The sequence below is a fragment of the Thalassospira permensis NBRC 106175 genome, from assembly GCF_000714555.1.
In the GTDB taxonomy this organism is placed as follows: Bacteria; Pseudomonadota; Alphaproteobacteria; order Rhodospirillales; family Thalassospiraceae; genus Thalassospira; species Thalassospira xiamenensis.
In genome coordinates, this window is the sequence record NZ_AUNC01000036.1 from 1 (window position 1) to 18,418 (window position 18,418).

Consider the following 18,418-nt stretch of genomic DNA (forward strand, 5'->3'; position numbering starts at 1 on the left):
TTTCCTGTCAGGTTATAGGACATGAGTTTCCCCTGTTTGCTTGATCAGATCACGCGGACTTTAACCGGCTCTTCTGGCTGGACCGCAAGGCGGTTGCGCAACGGGCGCCCGAAAGGCTTTGCCTCGATTTCGAATTCATCCCCGTCGCGGGTTTGAATGCCATCGGCAAAACTGAGCGTCGCCGTTCCAAAGAAATGCAAATGGATGTCCCCAGGGCGTCGGAAAATATCATATTTGAAATGGTGATATTCCAGATTGTCGATGGAATGAGACATGTTCTCTTCCCCACTGACAAACGGCTTCTCCCACAGAATGCCACCGTCACGATATACACGTGAAACCCCTTCGACATGCCCCGGCAGGTCACCAAGCAATAATTCAGGCCCAATGGCACAGGCACGAAGCTTGGAATGAGCAAGATACAGATAGTTCTGCCGCTCCATCACATGATCGGAAAATTCATTCCCGATCACAAAACCGATGCGCACCGGAAAGCCATCAGGATCATTGATATAGACCCCGGCAATTTCCGGCTCCTCGCTGCCATCAAGGGCAAAAGACGGACTTGGGATATCATCGCCAGGTGCCGCAATGATCGAACCATCGCCTTTGTAAAACCATTCGGGCTGAATTCCCTTTTCCCCCGAAGGCGGCTTTCCACCCTCAAGCCCCATTCGGAACATCTTCATTGAGTCTGTTTCATCTGCGGCCTTACTGGCAGCCTGATGCATATTTGCCCGTGCCGATGCCGATCCCAAATGGGTCAAACCGGTTCCCGTCACCAGAAGATGCGCAGGATCGGGATGATCAATCGGCGACAGCAACCGCCCTGCAGATGCAATCACATCATAGCTTTCGCGGGCCTCGTCGAAGCGGCATTCCGCCGCTTCGATCATGGTCATGCCCCGGTCGATGGCAATTGCTGCCAGATCGCGAACCGTGTCTACCCCGGCCAACGGGGCGACTTTGTCACCATCAACAACGCCAACCCGGCGCTTGCCGTTTTCGGCAATGAATTGAACCAAACGCATGATCATGGCCCCTATTCGATGATCTCGAATTCACCAAGCGCATCCTCGGCGATTTCAAGCCCCAGACCGGGCAGATCATCATCAAGATCAATGAAACCGTTCTTTGGCACCGGGTCGCCTTTGAATACGTAGTAGAACAGTTCGTTTCCGACCTCGACATCAAAGACCGGGAAGAATTCCGATATCGGGCAGTTCAGGTTCGCCATCGTCAGGTGATAGTTATGCATCTGACCGGCATGCGGAATGACCGGCACCTGATAGGCTTCCGCCAGTGCATTGATTTTTTGGGCGGCGGTAATACCGCCAACACGGTTGGTGTCATATTGAATGACGCTAAGTGCATTCATATCCAACAGCGTCTTGAATCCGAAATTCGTGAATTCATGCTCACCGCCGGAAATCGGCACGATGTTCATGTTGTTCAGTTCGGCATAGCCCGCAAGATCATCGGCAATCACCGGTTCTTCAAGCCAACGGGGCTCGAATTCTGCCAGTTTGGGCAACATGCGCTTGGTATATTCAAGGTTCCAGCCCATGTAACACTCCAGCATCAGATCACGATCCGGACCGATGACTTCGCGTACGGTTTTGACCAGATCAAGGTTCTTGCGCATGCCTGCGGGACCATCTTTCGGCCCCCAGCCAAAGCGCATCTTGACCATATCAAAACCCTGATCGACATAACTCTGGGCCTCTTTGGCAAGTGCATCAATCGACTGACCATAAAGCTTGGACGCATAGACAGGAATCTGCTCCTTGGTTCTACCACCAAGCAACTTGAATACCGGTTTGCCGGTTGCCTTGCCCATGATGTCCCAGATCGCGATATCAATCGCCGAAATCGCCACCATACCAACGCCTTTACGGCCCCACGCATGGGTACGGCGATACATTTTCTGCCACAGATATTCATTGTCGAACGGGTCTTCGCCAATCACCAGCGGCGCAAGATAGGTCTCAATGATTTGCTTGGTGATCGTCGGTGCGAGTGCCGCGTTACCAATACCGACAATACCGTTATCGGTTTCAACTTCACAGATCAGCCATTCATGGAACCGGAAGGATCCCATGCTGTCGCCGCGCTCAAAAAGTGCATCGGATGCATTGGTACAGAAATTGGCCTGCGGGGCGACGGTTTTACCGTTCCAGCGCAACACACGTGTGCGGATACTTTTGATTTTCATCGCAATCATCCTTTCAGATGGAGTGCCCGCAAATCGGGCTTTCGAACAAAGCGGTGACGTTCACACAAGACACATGTCCTGGGCGGTCTCCGGATCGAACCAGAATTTATGATAAGAACCTTGCCACGGGCCGGGTGCGCAGGGAGAACGCAACCCGTCCGACGGCAAAAACAATCAGGTACTGATCGTCAGGCGGCCAATCGGGCCTGACGTCGGCTTCCCGCCATTCTTGCGACAATTTCAAATGCTGCCAAGGTCGCCCCGACATTGGCTTTGCCAAGGCCGGAGATGTCGTAAGCCGTACCATGCGCAGGGGTTGCAACCGGGATCGGAAGCCCCCCCTGCACGGTCACACCACGATCAAAGCCCAGAAGCTTTATCGCGATCTGCCCCTGGTCGTGATACATGGTGACAATCGCATCAAGTTCCCCGGCTTGCGCCTTTAGGAAAATGGTGTCGGCCGGCCATGGCCCATCCGCCGGAAGTCCAAGGCTTTTGGCCTTCTCTACCGCTGGCGCGATAATGTCGATTTCCTCGCGACCAAAATTCCCGCCATCGCCCGCATGCGGGTTAAGAGCAGCAACACCAACCCGTGGCTTATCGATCCCGTTGGCGACAAGAGCATCGGTAATCAGTCGAACCGCATCAACAATCCGGTCGACCGAAATGTTTTCCACGACACGTGCCAGTGCAATATGGCTGGTCACGCGGCTGGTCCACATGCCTTCCATGGTGTTGAACTCACAGATCGGACCATCATGACCAATATGCTCGGCCATATAATGCAGCTCGTCCTCATGGCCCATGCCACCACGGATCATGGCTTCCTTGTTGAACGGCATGAACAAAATGCCATCAACTTTTTCGTCACGTGCAAGGTCAAGGGCGACGTCAAGCGTGCGCAGACTTGCCGCACCGGATTTAGCATCGACCACACCGGGTTTGATCTGATCCGGATCGAAAAATGATGTTTCGATATAGGGATAGGCATCTTTTGGCCAGCTTGCCGGGAGATCCTTGACTGCTGCCAGATTGATATCCAGACCGGAATCCTTGCGGCCGCGTTCAATCAGGCATTTGTCGCCAATCACCACCACATCCGCCTTCTCGCGAATATCACTGCGCGACAGAAGACGCAGAAGCAATTCCGGACCAATACCGTTGGCGTCGCCGGGGATTACCGCCAAACGCGGTTTCACATTAACAGTCATCTATAAAAGAACTCCACAAGCGTCATGGGAATGAAGGGCAGGTAGGTGACCGCCATCAGCACAGCGAACAGCACGCCGATGAAAGGCACATTAACCTTGGTCGTTTCCCAGATATCGGTTTTGGCAATCGAACAGGATGTCACCAGCACACTGGCGACAGGCGGGGTCTGCTGACCAATGGCAAGATTAAGGGTAAGAATGATGCCAAAATGCACGGGATCAATCCCGACCTGCTGGATCAGCGGCAAGACAATCGGCACCACCAGAATGATCGCAGCAGCACCGTGCAATATGCAGCCAAGAACAAGCAAAAGCACATTAAGCAGCATCAGCACGACGAACGGATCATTGGTAAATCCGGTGATCGCCGCAGCCAGCATCTGAGGCAGACCTTCCTCGGTCAGATAAAGACCCAGCACAGCCGAGGTCGCGACCAGCAGCATCACGGTTGCTGTCTGGTTGATCCCTTCGCGCAGGGCATCAAGGAACATCGAAAAATCAAGTTCCCGATAGATGAAGGCCCCGATAACAACCGCGGCAACCACCGCCAGGCCAGCTCCTTCGGTCGCTGTTACCAACCCGCCGAAAATACCGCCCAGAATGATGAATGGCAGGGTCAGTGCCCAGGCCGCTTCACGGAAGGTTTTGCGAACGCGCGCCAGATCAAAACGTTCATCACGCGGAATGTCATATTTTACTGCAAAGTAATAACTGACACACATCAACCCGAATGCCCCCAGAAGGCCCGGCACGACACCGGCAACAAACAGTTGCACAATCGAGGTATCCGAAAGCGCCCCATAAAGGATCATGGGAATTGACGGCGGGATAATGATCGCAAGGGATGCCGAAGACGACGTTATCGCAGCCGCAAAGGTGCCTTTATATCCCTTGCGCTTCATGCCAGGGATCAGGACCGAACCGGTCGCGGCAACATCCGCTACCGCAGAACCCGAAATTTCGGCAAAGAATAACGACACCCCGATATTGACCATCGCCAGACCGCCGCGCATGAACCCGATCAGGGCCGAAACGAAGTCGATCAGCCGACGCGAAATCGATGAGGTGTTCATCAATGCGCCCGCCAGAATGAATAGCGGGATCGCAATCAGGGGAAAGCTGGTCGCACCGTCAAACAGGGCAAGTGCGGCATTGTAGAAACCCGGAACTCCATGCAGGGAATAAACCCCCACCAGTGCAGCCGCACCGATGGATACCGCAATCGGAACCCCCATAAAGACCAGGAAAAACATCAAAGGAAGAATGACTGAAACGGCCATCATGCTGCCCTTTCATTGAACGGCACATCGCTTTTCTGCGCCTTGGCAATTTCGTGGTTCATTTCTTCGGTTTCGACATCAAGTGCCGTCACCATGCGCTGCCATGCTTCCGGCAAACTCAGTAATTGACCCATCACGAACAGCGCACAGCCGACCGGAATGACAGATTGAGTGAATTGCAAGCCAACCCAGGGCAACGAAATCAGGGTTTCGCCCCCCATGATCTGAAGAACAAACCAGCCAGCCCACGCCATTGCAGCAAACATCGCAATGACGATGGCCTCGCCCATCAGAAAGACGATCTTGCGCAGGGTCAGAGGCAGGGCAAGAAGAACACCCGAGAAACTGAGGTGGGATCGGCGCACAGCGGCAAGAGCGGCGCCGTAATAGGTAATCCAGGCCAGCATCACCGAAGCCACTTCGTCATACCAGACCAGGGAATAACCGCTATAGCGGAAGATCACTGCCAGGATCACGATCAACGCCAGAAACGTGATCAATGTCATGGTAAAGACTTCCAGTGTACGCCGGAACAGAACTGCTGCGAACTGCATCGCGTTCTCTCCTAAGGAAAACGAAGGAAGAAAATGCGGGGCAACCGGACGGATGGTTGCCCCGCCCGATTTAGTCTGCAGTCGCAAGGGCGGCATCAACCAGTGCCTTGCCGCCATCAATTTCGGATGCGAACTTGTCATAGATCGGCTTGGAAGCTTCAACAAAGGCGGCACGATCAGCCGTATTGACTTCCATACCGCCTGCCGTCAGCTCATCAAGCAGCGCCTTGTCAGCCTTCGCACCGGCATCACGCGACCAAAGGGCCACTTCGCGCGCGGTATTGACCAGAATGTCGCGAACTTCCGGATCAAGGTCATTATAGACCGTAACCGACATGGTCGGATAAGACGGCGAATAGATATGCCCCGAAAGCGTCAGGTATTTCTGCACTTCGTTAAGCTTGGCAGCCTCGATGTTGGTCAGCGGATTTTCCTGACCATCAATGACACCGGTCTGAAGACCGACAAAGACTTCGGAAAAGGCCATCGGCGTCGGGTTCGCACCATAATTCGAGAACATGGCAACCCGCCATTCAGATTGCGGCGTGCGTAACTTGATACCATCAAGATCGGCCGGAACATTGATCGGACGCGCATTGTTGGTGATCTGACGGAAACCGTTCTCCCAAAGAGCAAGGATTTTGTAACCGGCCTCTTCAGCCTGCGGGGCGACGGTCGGCCAGAAAACAGACTCTTCGATTTTTGCCAATTGATCACGATCCTTCACAAGGAACGGCAAATCAAAAAGGGCAAATTTGTCTGCAATGGTCGGCATGGTCGATGACGGCAAAGTAATCTGCACCGTCCCAAGCTTCAGGCGCTGCATCAGCTCTTTGTCCTTGCCCAGTTGGGCAGAGTCAAAAAGCTTCACCGTTGCCTTGTCACCAAGTCGCTCATTGGCAAGACGGGTAAACTCAGCCGCAGTATTCGCCTGAAGCGAACCATGCTCGGCACTGATGGCAAATACGATCTCGTCTGCAGCATTTGCAGTTGCGAGTGCGGAAATGGACGTGATGCTGCCAAATGTTACGGCAGCGACAAATTTACGGATACGACCTGTGTGGGTCATGTATTCCTCCCGATTTATATCTATTTCGCTGTTCACCGGTAGCTGGGAACGCACGATCTTTGCCGTGCTTGATTTTGGTATACCATATTGAAGATACCGAGAGTCAACAAAAAATCACCTTAGGTCCGACTTCATTGACAGAAAATCACAAAATTTGATAAAAAACAAAAACTTAGGATCAATCATCATTGGCAAGATCCACCTTCCTCCACCCCCAAATGGTATACCATATTTTTTGGTATACCATTTTTGCCTTGCTCTTATTCATTACGCATCCTATAGTTTGCGCAATGACGACACGCAGGGAAGAATGGTTTGAGTAACATCACGCTAAACGCCGGATCAGAATCCGACCTCGACACCTACGAGCCGATTGTCGATGCACCACTCGCAACCATCTCGGAGAACAGCGACCTGCCGCTGGCCCAACAGGCAGCAAATGTCCTGCGCGACATGATCGTGCAAGACATCATTCCGCCGGGCAAACCGATCCGCGAACGCACATTGGCTCAACAGCTTAATATATCACGCACCCCCCTGCGCGAAGCCTTGCGGATTCTGGCCGTTGACGGCCTTGTCGAACTTCTGCCTTCACGCGGTGCGATTGCGGCAAATCCAAGCCCCGAAGACGTCAAGCACATGCTTGAATTTCTTGGCGGGATCGAAGGTCTTGCCGGGGAACTGGCCTGCAAACGCGCGACCGACGAAGAAATCGACGAAATCCGTGCCCTGCATTACGAAATGCTTGCCGCCTTTGCCCGCAAGGACCGCCTCGCCTATTTCAAACTCAACCAGCGGATTCACCGCGCCCTTGTAATGGCATCGGGAAATCCATTGCTGATTGAAACCCATGAACGCATGAATGCGCGACTTTATCGCATCCGTTATCGATCCAACATGCGCAATACAAAATGGCCAACCGCGATTAGCGAGCATGAGGAAATTCTGAAAGCCATTGAAAGTCGTGATGCCGTCAAACTGAATGACCTGATGCGCAACCACCTCGGCAGCACCTGGATCAAAGTCAGCGAAGACGGTCAAGTCGGCACCGTGGATCATCACGATAACGATTAATCCAGAAACACGCGAACCGGCACTGCTGGAACTGGCTCCCGCGAAAGCGGGGGCCTTCTTTTTTGGCTGCAATCAATAAAAAGCTTGGTAACCGCTGGCTGGCTATGGCTCCCCGGCGAAATTCTGCCAACTCGTGCAACAATCGGCGTCAATGAACTTGGCGCAAATACCCTGATCGAAGTCGTGGTATCTTCTGCCAAATAGCAACCTGCTATAGCGTCTTTCAATTGGCGGTAAGTTTAACAACCTAGCCGCAACGCAAATGTTGATCTTTGGCACAGGCACATCAAGAAATTTCAAGATGCCTGTGCCAAAACCGTAAAGTTAGATATCAAAGTTGGTGGGCAAAACGATCATGTCACGGATGGTCACCGTACGCGGGCGCGACAGCATGTAAATCACCGCATCGGATACTTCCTCGGGATCAAGCAGCGCGCCATTTTCCTTGGCTTTACGCAGGTTCTCTTCAGGCCAGTCTGCCAAAAGGGCCGAAACGACCGGCCCCGGCGAAACTTGTGCAACACGAATGCCGTATTTGTTTAGCTGGCGACGCATGGTTTGCACAAAGCAAGTGATTGCCCATTTTGATCCGGAGTAAACCGGCTCCCACTGGATCGGCATATGACCTGCAACGGAAGCCGTCACAATGATGTCACCGGTTTTGCGTTCCTGCATGTGCGGGATCACATCACGAACATTCTTCATCACGGCATTGACGTTCAGGTTCAGCATCCGGTCAATCGTTGCGGTGTCTGTTTCGGTCAAGTCACCACCGATATAGGAACCTGCATTGCAATGCAGAATGTCGATATGGTCGACCTTTTGCAGGATTTCGGGAACCATCGCAGCACAGCTATCTGCATCAAGCAGATTGGTATGTTGCGCAATAGCATTCGCCCCCAATTCAGTCGTCAACTGAGAAAGGGCATCCTTATTGTAGTCAACCATCACAACCTGTGCGCCAGCTTCAAGAAGCGCGCGCGTAGTAGCAAGACCGATGCCCGAGGCAGCGCCAGAGACAACAGCAACTTTGCCCTGAAGAGATTGAGCCATAATTCGTCTCCGATAAAAATGATTGAGATCAGACAGCCAGAAAACCGCCATCCACAGGCAAGACAGCCCCACTGACGAAGGACGCATCGTCGCTCAACAACATGATGATCGAACGGGCAACGTCATCTACCTCGGCAAAGCGCCCTTGGGGGTGACGAACCATCATCGGATCGGCTTTGGCCGGCTCCGACCATGTCGTCGCGGCAAGTTCGGTCATGGTAATAGTGGGGGCAATGGCATTGACCCGAATACCGTACGGTCCAAGCTCCTTGGCCATGACGCGGGTCGCACCTTCCAGCCCGGCCTTGGAGGCGGCATAGCACATATGCTCCTCAAACCCGCGATGCCCGGCGATGGATGTCACATTAACAATCGCCCCACCACCACCTGCTCTCACCCGGGCACGAGCAAATTCCTGCGCACAAATCAAAGCCGCCCGCAGGTTGATGCCCATCACGGTTTCATACCCCGCATCGGTCATCTCAAGCACACTTTCAAGGACATTAGTCCCGGCACAATTGATCAGAAAATCTGCCGTCCCTGCTGTCTGCATGGCATTGCGTGCCGCCCTACTGTCGGACAAATCCACCTGAATCGCGCGCGCCCCGATCTGGGCGCTCAGCGCATCAAGATCACCTTGTGTTCTGGCCATGGCGATGACGGAGGCACCGCGTCCAGCCAGAAGATGGGCGCAGGCACGACCGATGCCTTTGCCAGCCCCTGTGATCACGACTGTTTTTCCCTTGAATGTATCGGTCATGAAGCGACGTTTCCCTGATAATGATTACGCAATTTGCACCATGGCTGGTTTATTGTTTGCCGCTGCTTTTCTCGTTTTGCGATGCACTGCGTCACTGATTAAGTCATACGTTCCAGCAGAATATCTGCGGTCAGATCATCTGTAACAAGTGTGTCCACCAACCCGCGCTTGATCGCTGCATGAATGATTGGGACCTTGTGTTTGCCGGCCGCAGTCAGGATCTTGTTGGGAATATCTGCTAGCGCGTTTAGGTCGACCCCGACCGTTCGCTCGTTTAGCGGATGGTCAATCTCGTTCCCATCAGCATCAAGAAAACGGCCCAGAACATCCCCGACCGCACCCGCGTCACGCAATTCCTGCATGGTCAGATCCCCTGGCAAACCATATTTCACCATAAATGAAAGATCGGACACGTCCCCCACGACCAGAAGGGCGGCATCAGCAGACAGGCACCGCTCGATATGAGAGGCATAGATTTCCTGGCTTAAGAAGACGTCTTTATCGACATCATCGGGCAGATAAATCGGTGCAACCAGATGTGAATAGTTGGCGTCAAACCGCTCGGCAAAGCCCGAAGCAATGCTAAAGGCATTAAAGGATGATCCGGCCGCCGTCCCGCCCATCAGGGCAAGAATTTCCAGATCCGGCAGGGAATGAAGCGGCAAACGCTCCATCGCGCGCTGCAATGTTACCCCCCAGGAAACCCCGATCCTTTTCCACGGCTCAGTCTTGAGCGTGGTTGTCAGATAGTGGGCAAGTGCCGCGCCAACAGGGGCGTGATAGTCATAATTGTTATGATCTACCGGCACGACCAGCGCTTTGCCAACACCTGCCTGTTCCAAACGTTTTTGTTCTTCAAGCCGGGTTACAAACGGCGACTCGATCTGGATTTTCACCAACCCCAGCGACTTTGCTTTCTGAATGGCCTGATTAACACGCAGGCGGGTCACCCCCATATCACGCGCGACTTCCGCCTGTGTCTGGCCGTTCACGTAATAGCGCCAACAGACCTCGGTCACGAAACCTTCGCTATCCTCAAGTGGTTCTCTTGGCATGAATTATTTCCTCTTGTCGCCCTGCACATTGGCCCTGTGCAATTGTCATGTCACGCAAACTAACAAATGTAATTCAAAAATTACAAATGAAAATTTTCACTTGCATCAAATATATTACATATGCATTCTTCCGGCGACCGGAATCGCAAATCCAATGCAGCGCAAGACTGCCAAATGCGATCCCCCATCAATCAACGGGAGGAATATCCAATGAATTTTGCACTCAAAGTGGGCGTCTCAGCCTTCGCCATGGCTGTCGCCTCAAGCACTGCTTATGCTGATGATGCATTCTGGAAAGAAGCAGCCGCCCCCTATCAGGATGTCACACTGCATGGCGTGACGGAATCCACACCGCCATCCAATTACATTCGCGAAGTCCTCGCGCCACAATTCGAGGAACTGACCGGTATCCGCGTTGATATCGAGACCACGTCCTGGGATCAGATGTATGACAAGGCCATCAAGGACATGGAAGCTGGAACCGGCATCTATGACATGGTCTTTATCGAACAGGACATTGTCTATTCCTATCTGGCGCGCGACTTCCTGACAGACACGACCAAACTTCTGGCCGACAATCCGTCCCTTAAGGCACCGACTTACAGCGAGAACAACTTCACCACCTTTGCCGATTACTTCCGTGGTGAAAACGGTCACCTGTATGGCGTCCCTATGGAAGCTTTCATCAAGATCTATCTCTATCGTACCGACCTGTTCAACGATCCGGAAATCAAGGAAGCCTTCAAGGCAGAAACCGGCCACGAACTGAAACCGGCCACCACGCATGAAGAATATGGCGAGATCGCCCGCTTCTTCACCAAGTGGGGCGAAGATCACGATCTGGATCTGTGGGGCACCACCGCACAGGCCCATACCGGCCATCCGGCATCCTGGTACGAGTTCTTTGAAACCATTGCCCCGACTTATGGCGTCTATAACTGGGGCATTGATGCGGACAACAACTATGCCGCATCCGTTGCCAATGGGGGTTCGATGAATAGCCCCGAAGCCAAGGAAGCCATGAAGTGGTGGCTGAGCATGCGCGACATTGCCCCGCCTGAAAGCAATGCTTCGACCTGGACGGAAGTCGGCACCACATTCGGTGCGGGTCGTGTTGCCCAAGGTCTGGTCTATGGTGAAAACGCCGGCTGGATCGCAGCCGATGAATCCAAATCGCTTGTGGTTGGAAAAGTGGGTGTCGCCCTGCCCCCGATGGAAGACGGCATCCTTGAGGAAGTCGAAGGCGGCAAAGGTTATATCGGTTATTACGATGGGGGTGCCTTTGGCATTCCAGCAACGTCAAAAAACCAGAAAGCCGCGATGCTGTTCCTGCAGTATATCGGTCAGGACGAAGTTCAGCCGGACTGGGCGGTTGCCGCACCGCGTGTGACCAACAAATCGACCTATGATGATCCCAAAGTCCAGGCCATGAACAAAGAACTTGGCGGATATTATGACCTGCTGCGCGACAAGGGATATCTGTTTGCCGGCGCCCCGGCATATCCGTTCCACGCACAGGTTCGCGAAGCTACTGCACCGATCCTGTATCAAATCCTGACGGGCGACCTTGGCCCGGACGAGGGACTTGATCAGATGGCAGCAAAGGCCGAGGCCGAGCTGACCGATCTTGGCTATCGCAAGTAAGGCCTTTCCCCAACTTACCTTTCATGGTCGCTGCCCCATGGGCAGCGACCAGATCCCGGCATGATCCCCGCTTTGGCGGCGTGACCGCCACACTGCATCTTTTTCCAGGGAGTTGACGATGCAATCCAACAAGCTTGGTTGGATCCTCCTGGCCCCTACGCTGGTGATCCTGTTTTTCTTTGGCGTTTTGCCGTTCCTGTATGTCGTTTTCGTCTCGTTCCATCAATGGAACCCGTTTGCGGCATCCCCCGAAATGATTTTCAACGGCGCGGAGAATTTCCGGCGCATCGTCTTTGACAGCGCATTCCTGAATTCGCTGGGCGTGACAGTTGCCTTTGTCATCTTTGCCGTTCTCTCCGAACTGGTGATCGGTTATTTGCTGGCCCAGGCCTTTATGCGGGAATTTCCCGGGAAATCGATCTTTCGCACGATCCATACTCTGCCACTGATTATGGCACCGATCATTGTCGGGTCGGTCTGGAAGCTGATGACCACACCATCCATCGGGATCATCCCCCATTATCTGGATGAATGGTTCGGGATCACGATGAATATCGGGACATCCGCCCCCGCGGCTTTCCTGACCATCGTCATCATGGATATCTGGCACTGGACGCCGCTTGTCACCCTGACCCTGATCGCGGCACTGGTGTCGCTGCCACGCGATCCGTTTGAACAGGCCCAGATCGACGGGGCGAACAAAGCTCAGACATTCTGGCACATCACCCTTCCGATGATCACACCGGCTCTGGTCGCAACCGTTTTCATTCGCCTGATGGATGCCCTGCGCACGGTCGATGAAGTCTGGATGCTAACCGGGGGTGGCCCGGGATCGTCCACCCGTTTCCTTGGCGTGCATATCTTCAAGGAAGTCTTCCCCAAGACCAATTACGGCTATGGCTCTACCATTTCGGTGATCGTGCTGTACCTGACCATCGTGGTTTGCTGGCTGCTCTATGTCAGCATGCTCGCACCGCGCAAGAACCGGAAGGGATAAGACGATGAAAAAGCGCAATCCGCTGCTGACAACGCTTTTCTGGATATTGATCAGCCTTCTGACCCTGTTTCCGATCTATTGGCTGTTTGTCATTTCGGTCAAACCCGCGGTTCAGCTTTTCAGCACACCGGACATTCTGGTTAGCAATCCCTATTGGGGGAACTATGTCGAGGTTCTCGGTAATCGGTTGATCCGAAGCTACATGGTCAATTCACTGGTGATTTCGACCGGGAATGCCGTGCTGTGCACAGTGCTTGGTTTCTTTACCTGCTATGCGCTATCGCGTTTCAATCTCCGCGCCAAGGAATCCATCTTTTTCTGGACGATCACCAACCGTATGGCACCGCCCGCAGTGTTCCTGTTGCCGCTTTTCCTGTTGATGACGCAGGTTTACCGGGTTGGCGATTTCACGCTGCTCGATACCCGGATTGGCATGATTCTGGTCTATTGCACCTTTAACCTGCCGTTTGCGATCTGGACCCTGCGCCCGACGATTGACGCCATCCCACGGGAACTGGATGAAGCCGCCTATGTCGATGGTGCAAGCCCATGGAAAGTTATTACCGAAATCGTTTTTCCGCTTTGTCGGCCCGGGCTTGCTGTGACCCTGATCCTGACCTGGGTGTTTGCCTGGAACGAGTATCTGCTGGCCGCGACACTTACCAATTTCGATGCCCGTACCCTGACCACCGGCCTTTCGGAATATGTCACGACCACCGGGACCGAGTGGGGAATCATGGCCACGATTTCAGTCTTCACCCTGATCCCTGCCCTGATCGTGTTCGGACTGGTTCAAAAACATATTGTTGCCGGTCTGACCTTTGGCGCGGTGAAAGGATAACACCATGACCAGACACAATACGACACAGCTTGATACAGCCTCGCTGACCGAAGACGACACCGAAAAAACCAAGGCCCCGGAAGAACGGCACGGCTTTCTGCCAATCGAAACCAATGCCTTTGACCGGTGCTTTATCTCGGTCGTGATCTGGGTGGCATTGTCCCTGTTCTGGTTCCGCTTCCTGGAGCCAATGGGTCTGTCCATCTGGATTTCGAATGCCATTGCCCTTGCTCTTGCTGTCTTTATCGTCAGGAAAGGATAACGCCATGAAATCGTTGGTTCTGGAAAAAAAAGACGACATCGCCCTGCGCGATTTTCCTGCCATTGACCGCGAGGAAGAGGTCCTTGGCCCACGCGACGTGCGCATCAAGATGCATACCGTCGGCATTTGCGGATCGGATGTACATTACTACACCCATGGCCGGATTGGTCCATTTGTGGTCAATGCGCCAATGATCCTGGGGCACGAAGCATCCGGCACCGTGATCGAAACCGGATGCGATGTCACAACGCTGTCCGTTGGTGACCGGGTCTGTATGGAGCCGGGTGTCCCCGACCCCAACAGCAAGGCAACCCGCCTTGGCATGTATAATGTTGATCCGGCTGTCCGCTTTTGGGCAACCCCGCCGGTACACGGGATTTTGCGCCCGACCTGTGTGCACCCCGAAGCCTTTACCTTCAAGCTTCCCGACAATGTATCCTTTGCCGAGGCCGCCATGGTCGAACCGCTTGCAGTGGGTGTCCACGCCGCCACCAAAGCCCGGATCAAACCGGGCGATATCGCAGTGGTCATCGGGGCTGGCCCCATCGGACTGGTCACCGCATTGTCGGCATTGGCCGGTGGCTGTGCCCGGGTGTATGTCGCCGACCTTGCCGAAAAAAAGCTTGAAATAGCAGCATCCCTAAGTGCCGCGATCATCCCAATTGATGTCAAATCCCAAAACATCCCCGAGGTGATCAAACGCGACACCGATGGCTGGGGGGCCGATATCGTGTTTGAAGCCACCGGCTCGCCCAAGGCTGCCGCCGGGGTTTTTGAACCCCTTTGCCCGGGTGGGTGTGTCGTCATGATTGGCGGTCAGCCTGATCCGATCAGCTATGACGCAGGGGCAGCGATGATCCGGGAAGCCCGGATCGAGAATATTTTCCGTTATGCCCATGTCTTTCCGCGTTGTGTTGCCATGCTGAGTTCCGGCGCAATCGACGTAAAACCCCTGATCACCAGAACATTCGCATTCGAAGACAGCGTGCGCGCATTCGAGATCGCAGCATCCGCCCCACCGGCGGACGTCAAATTGCAGATCGAATTGCCGCAATAGGGAGAAGCCTTATGGCCGACGTAAAAATAGAAAACGTAATCAAGCGCTACGCCAATATTCAGGTCATGCACGGGGTGAATGTCGACATCAAGGATGGCGAGTTTGTCGTCCTGGTGGGGCCGTCTGGTTGTGGCAAATCAACACTGTTGCGCATGCTTGCCGGGCTAGAGGAAATCAGCGAAGGCACCATTTCGATTGGCGGACGGATCGTGAATGATGTTCTGCCGAAAGAACGCGATATTGCAATGGTGTTCCAAAGCTATGCACTTTATCCCCACAAAACGGTGTATGAAAATATCGGCTTCCCGCTCAAGATGGCAAAACGACCGGAAAGCGAGATAAAGCAGAAGGTTACCGACGCCGCCGAAATTCTCGATCTTGCCCATCTTCTTGACCGCTATCCCAAGCAGCTTTCCGGCGGCCAGCGTCAACGTGTCGCCATGGGCCGCGCCATCGTGCGAGATCCGCAAGTATTCTTGTTTGACGAGCCGCTTTCAAACCTGGATGCCAAACTGCGCGTGACCATGCGCGTTGAGATCAAGGAACTGCATCAGCGTCTTGGCACAACGATTGTCTATGTCACCCATGATCAGATCGAAGCAATGACCATGGCGGACAAAATCGTCGTCATGCGTGATGGCCGGGTCGAGCAGATTGGTTCTCCGCTGGATCTGTATGACAATCCGATAAACGTTTTTGTTGCTGGCTTCATCGGCTCACCTTCGATGAATTTCGTTCATGGCAAGATAACCGAACACAATGGCACGAAGCACTTTGAGTCCGATAACGGCCTGATCCTGCCAATACCACCGACCACAACACCAACGGGAAAATCAGTGACCTACGGCATTCGTCCCGAACATATCGACATTGGCGATAAGGGGATTGCAATGAATGTCGTGGTCGTTGAACCAACAGGTTCTGAAACCCAGATCGTTGCGAAATCAAACGGTGACCTCATTGACGCCCTGGTCAAACAGCGTATCTCTGCACGCCCCGGTTCTGAACTTCATTATGTGATTGATCCGGTCAACGTGCATCTGTTCGACCGCGATACCGAACTGCGGATATAGGGGAGCCCGATGAATTCACCTGCCGCAGTAATTTTCGACCTTGACGGTTGTCTGGTCGACAGCGAACCCTTGTCACTTGAGGTTTTGGCAACCGAAATGCACCGCCTCGGAATTGATGGCATTACGGTTAATGATATCCGTGACCGGTTTCTCGGGGTTTCGATCCAAGACATTTGCAGACATGTCTCCGAACGTCTCGGCCAGGCCTGCCCGGACGATTTTATCGACCGGGTCGAAACGCGCCTGCTAACAGAGTATCAAACGCGCCTCCAACAGATTGAGAATGCGGAAATGTTGTTAGATCGGCTTTCCAATGCAGGGATCAAAACGGCACTGGCAACCGGCAGCTCCCTGCGGCGAATGACAGCAACTCTCGAGATATCGGGTCTTGCCGCGCATTTCCCGGGCACCGCATACAGTGCCGAGCAGGTCGCCAATGGCAAACCCGCGCCTGACTTATTCCTGCTTGCCGCAGAGGGTATTGCAACCGATCCCAAAGATTGTGTTGTTATTGAAGACTCTCCGCATGGCGTAAAAGGCGCTATCTCAGCCGGGATGAGAGCTATAGGTTTTGTAGGTGGAACGCATTTACATGATATTCGCTCACATCAAACCCAACTGCTTAAATCCGCCGGTGCGTCAGAAATCTTTGAATGCCTTCTGGACGTTGGAGATGCAATTCTGCACAAGCCTGCGTAACATCAACACATTTGCATGCCATCGCTCAAGATATGGCAGCTTGAATTTCCACAGAAGGCTTTGGGATGACTTTTCTTGGAATTGATCTGGGAACCTCCGGTATCCGCCTACTGCTGATTGACGACGGTGGTGTGCCGATAGGCTCAGCGGAACGCAGCTATCACGCCAGTCATCCGCACCCGGGCTGGTCTGAGCAAAATCCTTCGGACTGGATTGCGGCACTGGAAGATTCCATTGCCGAGCTGCGTGATAATTATCCGCAGTTTGCCGCGCTGCGGGGTATTGGCGTAGCCGGCCATATGCATGGAGCGACACTTCTGGATAACAGCGGACGGGTCTTGCGCCCCTGTATTCTGTGGAATGACACGCGCTCTCATACGCAGGCCGCGCACCTTGATGCGAAAAAACCGTTTCGTGCCATTTCAGGCAATATCGTCTTTCCGGGATTTACCGCCCCGAAACTTGAATGGGTGCGGGAAAACGAACCCGATATTTTTGCAAAAACCGCAAAGGTTCTTCTGCCCGCCGCTTATCTTAACTATTACCTGACCGGGGAATATGTTGCGGACATGTCGGATAGCGCGGGCACCTCATGGCTTGATGTGGGTAATCGGACATGGTCGAACACGTTGCTTTCTGCCGGAAACATGCGCCAAGATCAGATGCCCCGCCTTGTCGAAGGTACGGACGAAGCCGGTCGCCTGCGTCCCGCTCTTTTGGACAAATGGGGTCTTGGTGGGCCGGTTTCGGTTGCCGGTGGTGCGGGTGATAATGCAGCAGCGGCCTGTGGCATTGGCGCGCAGAATGAAGGACAGGGATTTGTCTCGCTTGGCACATCTGGTGTGTTGCTATCAGCACGCGACGGCTATCATCCGGCACCAGAAACCGCGTTGCATACATTCTGTCATGCCATCCCGGGAAGATGGTACCAGATGGGCGTTATGCTCTCGGCAACAGACAGTCTGAACTGGCTTGCGCGCATCACCGGTCAAAACCCGACAGAGCTAACTTCAAAGCTTGATGGCAACCTGAAAAAACCCGGCACTGTCCGCTATCTCCCTTATCTGGCGGGGGAAAGAACGCCACATAATGATGCAGAGATCCGTGGCAGCTTCACAGGACTGGCGACCGAAACCAGCCGCGAAGATCTTACGCGTGCCGTGCTTGAAGGTGTTGCGTTTGGTTTGCGAGACAGCTTTGAGGCATTGGCCGCAACCAACGCTAAACTGGATCGTTTGATCGCTATTGGCGGAGGGTCGGCCTCCCGATACTGGATACAGCTGATCGCAACTACTCTTGGCGTCCCATTGTCACTTCCCAAAAGCGGCGAATTTGGAGCAGCACTCGGTGCTGCACGACTTGGCATCACGGCTGCCACCGGTTTGGCCGCGAATAGTGTCATGAGCCTCCCGGAAGTCAGGGAAACAATTGATCCGGACAAAGGCCTGACGAGCACATTTGATGATGCTTATCAAAAGTACAGTTCTGCGTATCTCGCCATAAAATCTTGCCAGTAACATCCTGGATTTTGGCAGGATTAGCGCTCACTTTAAAGAACCTGGCAAACAGGCTTG

General features: G+C 53.6%; 18 protein-coding genes. 9 read left to right on the top strand and 9 right to left on the bottom strand.

Annotated elements, in window-relative coordinates; all coding sequences use genetic code 11:
• Positions 1–44: 44 nt before the first annotated feature.
• The 6 genes from araD1 to SMB34_RS16220 all read right to left on the bottom strand — a co-directional run bounded on the left by araD1 (position 45) and on the right by SMB34_RS16220 (position 6,329).
• A complete protein-coding gene (gene araD1, locus SMB34_RS16195) occupies positions 45–1,031 on the bottom strand; it encodes an AraD1 family protein (RefSeq protein WP_037991667.1) in 987 nt (328 codons plus the stop codon).
• Between the two features lie 11 nt (positions 1,032–1,042).
• Positions 1,043–2,215, bottom strand: coding sequence for an L-rhamnonate dehydratase (locus SMB34_RS16200; RefSeq protein WP_037991668.1), 1,173 nt, complete (start codon positions 2,213–2,215; stop codon positions 1,043–1,045).
• A gap of 188 nt (positions 2,216–2,403) precedes the next feature.
• Complete coding sequence (locus tag SMB34_RS16205) at positions 2,404–3,426, bottom strand: 4-hydroxythreonine-4-phosphate dehydrogenase PdxA (RefSeq protein WP_205618059.1); 1,023 nt, start codon at positions 3,424–3,426, stop codon at positions 2,404–2,406.
• Positions 3,423–4,709, bottom strand: a complete 1,287-nt coding sequence (locus SMB34_RS16210; RefSeq protein ID WP_223305179.1) for a TRAP transporter large permease — start codon at positions 4,707–4,709, stop codon at positions 3,423–3,425. Before SMB34_RS16210 ends, SMB34_RS16205 begins: the two co-directional genes overlap by 4 nt.
• Positions 4,706–5,260 carry a TRAP transporter small permease gene (locus tag SMB34_RS16215; RefSeq protein ID WP_037991656.1) on the bottom strand — a complete coding sequence of 185 codons (555 nt, stop codon included), beginning with the start codon at positions 5,258–5,260 and terminating at the stop codon, positions 4,706–4,708. The genes SMB34_RS16210 and SMB34_RS16215 overlap by 4 nt, the downstream gene beginning before the upstream one ends.
• A 70-nt stretch (positions 5,261–5,330) precedes the next feature.
• Positions 5,331–6,329, bottom strand: coding sequence for a TRAP transporter substrate-binding protein (locus tag SMB34_RS16220; protein ID WP_037991657.1), 999 nt, complete (start codon positions 6,327–6,329; stop codon positions 5,331–5,333).
• A 315-nt stretch (positions 6,330–6,644) separates the two neighbouring features.
• Here SMB34_RS16220 and SMB34_RS16225 point away from each other — a divergent pair, with 315 nt between their 5' ends.
• Complete coding sequence (locus SMB34_RS16225; protein WP_205618060.1) at positions 6,645–7,403, top strand: GntR family transcriptional regulator; 759 nt, start codon at positions 6,645–6,647, stop codon at positions 7,401–7,403.
• A gap of 324 nt (positions 7,404–7,727) precedes the next feature.
• Here the strand turns inward: SMB34_RS16225 and SMB34_RS16230 are convergent, their stop codons facing one another.
• The 3 genes from SMB34_RS16230 to SMB34_RS16240 form a co-directional block, all read right to left on the bottom strand.
• A complete protein-coding gene (locus SMB34_RS16230) occupies positions 7,728–8,456 on the bottom strand; it encodes an SDR family oxidoreductase (RefSeq protein ID WP_037991658.1) in 729 nt (242 codons plus the stop codon).
• 28 nt (positions 8,457–8,484) lie between these two features.
• On the bottom strand, positions 8,485–9,216 hold the full coding sequence (locus tag SMB34_RS16235) for an SDR family oxidoreductase (protein WP_037991659.1): 732 nt from the start codon (positions 9,214–9,216) through the stop codon (positions 8,485–8,487).
• A 98-nt stretch (positions 9,217–9,314) separates the two neighbouring features.
• On the bottom strand, positions 9,315–10,271 hold the full coding sequence (locus SMB34_RS16240; RefSeq protein ID WP_037991660.1) for a sugar-binding transcriptional regulator: 957 nt from the start codon (positions 10,269–10,271) through the stop codon (positions 9,315–9,317).
• A gap of 210 nt (positions 10,272–10,481) precedes the next feature.
• Between SMB34_RS16240 and SMB34_RS16245 the strand changes: the two genes are divergently transcribed.
• The 8 genes from SMB34_RS16245 (at position 10,482) to xylB (ending at position 18,361) form a co-directional block, all read left to right on the top strand.
• Complete coding sequence (locus SMB34_RS16245; protein WP_037991671.1) at positions 10,482–11,915, top strand: extracellular solute-binding protein; 1,434 nt, start codon at positions 10,482–10,484, stop codon at positions 11,913–11,915.
• Between the two features lie 118 nt (positions 11,916–12,033).
• Positions 12,034–12,912 (top strand): carbohydrate ABC transporter permease, encoded by an 879-nt coding sequence (locus SMB34_RS16250; RefSeq protein WP_037991661.1) that lies wholly within the window; start codon positions 12,034–12,036, stop codon positions 12,910–12,912.
• A gap of 4 nt (positions 12,913–12,916) precedes the next feature.
• The gene (locus SMB34_RS16255; protein ID WP_037991662.1) at positions 12,917–13,753 is read left to right on the top strand and encodes a carbohydrate ABC transporter permease; all 837 of its coding nucleotides are present in this window, start codon (positions 12,917–12,919) and stop codon (positions 13,751–13,753) included.
• A 4-nt stretch (positions 13,754–13,757) separates the two neighbouring features.
• On the top strand, positions 13,758–14,015 hold the full coding sequence (locus SMB34_RS16260; protein WP_051682344.1) for a DUF2160 family membrane protein: 258 nt from the start codon (positions 13,758–13,760) through the stop codon (positions 14,013–14,015).
• Positions 14,016–14,019: 4 nt separating this feature from the next.
• On the top strand, positions 14,020–15,072 hold the full coding sequence (locus SMB34_RS16265; protein ID WP_037991663.1) for an NAD(P)-dependent alcohol dehydrogenase: 1,053 nt from the start codon (positions 14,020–14,022) through the stop codon (positions 15,070–15,072).
• Positions 15,073–15,083: 11 nt separating this feature from the next.
• Positions 15,084–16,145 carry an ABC transporter ATP-binding protein gene (locus SMB34_RS16270; protein ID WP_037991664.1) on the top strand — a complete coding sequence of 354 codons (1,062 nt, stop codon included), beginning with the start codon at positions 15,084–15,086 and terminating at the stop codon, positions 16,143–16,145.
• Positions 16,146–16,154: 9 nt separating this feature from the next.
• Positions 16,155–16,844 carry an HAD family hydrolase gene (locus SMB34_RS16275; protein ID WP_037991665.1) on the top strand — a complete coding sequence of 230 codons (690 nt, stop codon included), beginning with the start codon at positions 16,155–16,157 and terminating at the stop codon, positions 16,842–16,844.
• Positions 16,845–16,909: 65 nt separating this feature from the next.
• Positions 16,910–18,361: a xylulokinase gene (gene xylB, locus SMB34_RS16280; RefSeq protein WP_037991666.1), complete on the top strand. Its 1,452-nt coding sequence runs from the start codon at positions 16,910–16,912 to the stop codon at positions 18,359–18,361.
• Positions 18,362–18,418: the final 57 nt, after the last annotated feature.

What these genes read in the sequence shown, in the direction of transcription:
- araD1 (WP_037991667.1), bottom strand. Translation starts at nt 1,031, where the DNA reads ATGCGTTTGGTTCAATTCATTGCCGAAAACGGCAAGCGCCGGGTTGGC.
- SMB34_RS16200 (WP_037991668.1), bottom strand. Translation starts at nt 2,215, where the DNA reads ATGAAAATCAAAAGTATCCGCACACGTGTGTTGCGCTGGAACGGTAAA.
- SMB34_RS16205 (WP_205618059.1), bottom strand. Translation starts at nt 3,426, where the DNA reads ATGACTGTTAATGTGAAACCGCGTTTGGCGGTAATCCCCGGCGACGCC.
- SMB34_RS16210 (WP_223305179.1), bottom strand. Translation starts at nt 4,709, where the DNA reads ATGATGGCCGTTTCAGTCATTCTTCCTTTGATGTTTTTCCTGGTCTTT.
- SMB34_RS16215 (WP_037991656.1), bottom strand. Translation starts at nt 5,260, where the DNA reads ATGCAGTTCGCAGCAGTTCTGTTCCGGCGTACACTGGAAGTCTTTACC.
- SMB34_RS16220 (WP_037991657.1), bottom strand. Translation starts at nt 6,329, where the DNA reads ATGACCCACACAGGTCGTATCCGTAAATTTGTCGCTGCCGTAACATTT.
- SMB34_RS16230 (WP_037991658.1), bottom strand. Translation starts at nt 8,456, where the DNA reads ATGGCTCAATCTCTTCAGGGCAAAGTTGCTGTTGTCTCTGGCGCTGCC.
- SMB34_RS16235 (WP_037991659.1), bottom strand. Translation starts at nt 9,216, where the DNA reads ATGACCGATACATTCAAGGGAAAAACAGTCGTGATCACAGGGGCTGGC.
- SMB34_RS16240 (WP_037991660.1), bottom strand. Translation starts at nt 10,271, where the DNA reads ATGCCAAGAGAACCACTTGAGGATAGCGAAGGTTTCGTGACCGAGGTC.
- SMB34_RS16245 (WP_037991671.1), top strand. Translation starts at nt 10,482, where the DNA reads ATGAATTTTGCACTCAAAGTGGGCGTCTCAGCCTTCGCCATGGCTGTC.
- SMB34_RS16250 (WP_037991661.1), top strand. Translation starts at nt 12,034, where the DNA reads ATGCAATCCAACAAGCTTGGTTGGATCCTCCTGGCCCCTACGCTGGTG.
- SMB34_RS16255 (WP_037991662.1), top strand. Translation starts at nt 12,917, where the DNA reads ATGAAAAAGCGCAATCCGCTGCTGACAACGCTTTTCTGGATATTGATC.
- SMB34_RS16260 (WP_051682344.1), top strand. Translation starts at nt 13,758, where the DNA reads ATGACCAGACACAATACGACACAGCTTGATACAGCCTCGCTGACCGAA.
- SMB34_RS16265 (WP_037991663.1), top strand. Translation starts at nt 14,020, where the DNA reads ATGAAATCGTTGGTTCTGGAAAAAAAAGACGACATCGCCCTGCGCGAT.
- SMB34_RS16270 (WP_037991664.1), top strand. Translation starts at nt 15,084, where the DNA reads ATGGCCGACGTAAAAATAGAAAACGTAATCAAGCGCTACGCCAATATT.
- SMB34_RS16275 (WP_037991665.1), top strand. Translation starts at nt 16,155, where the DNA reads ATGAATTCACCTGCCGCAGTAATTTTCGACCTTGACGGTTGTCTGGTC.
- xylB (WP_037991666.1), top strand. Translation starts at nt 16,910, where the DNA reads ATGACTTTTCTTGGAATTGATCTGGGAACCTCCGGTATCCGCCTACTG.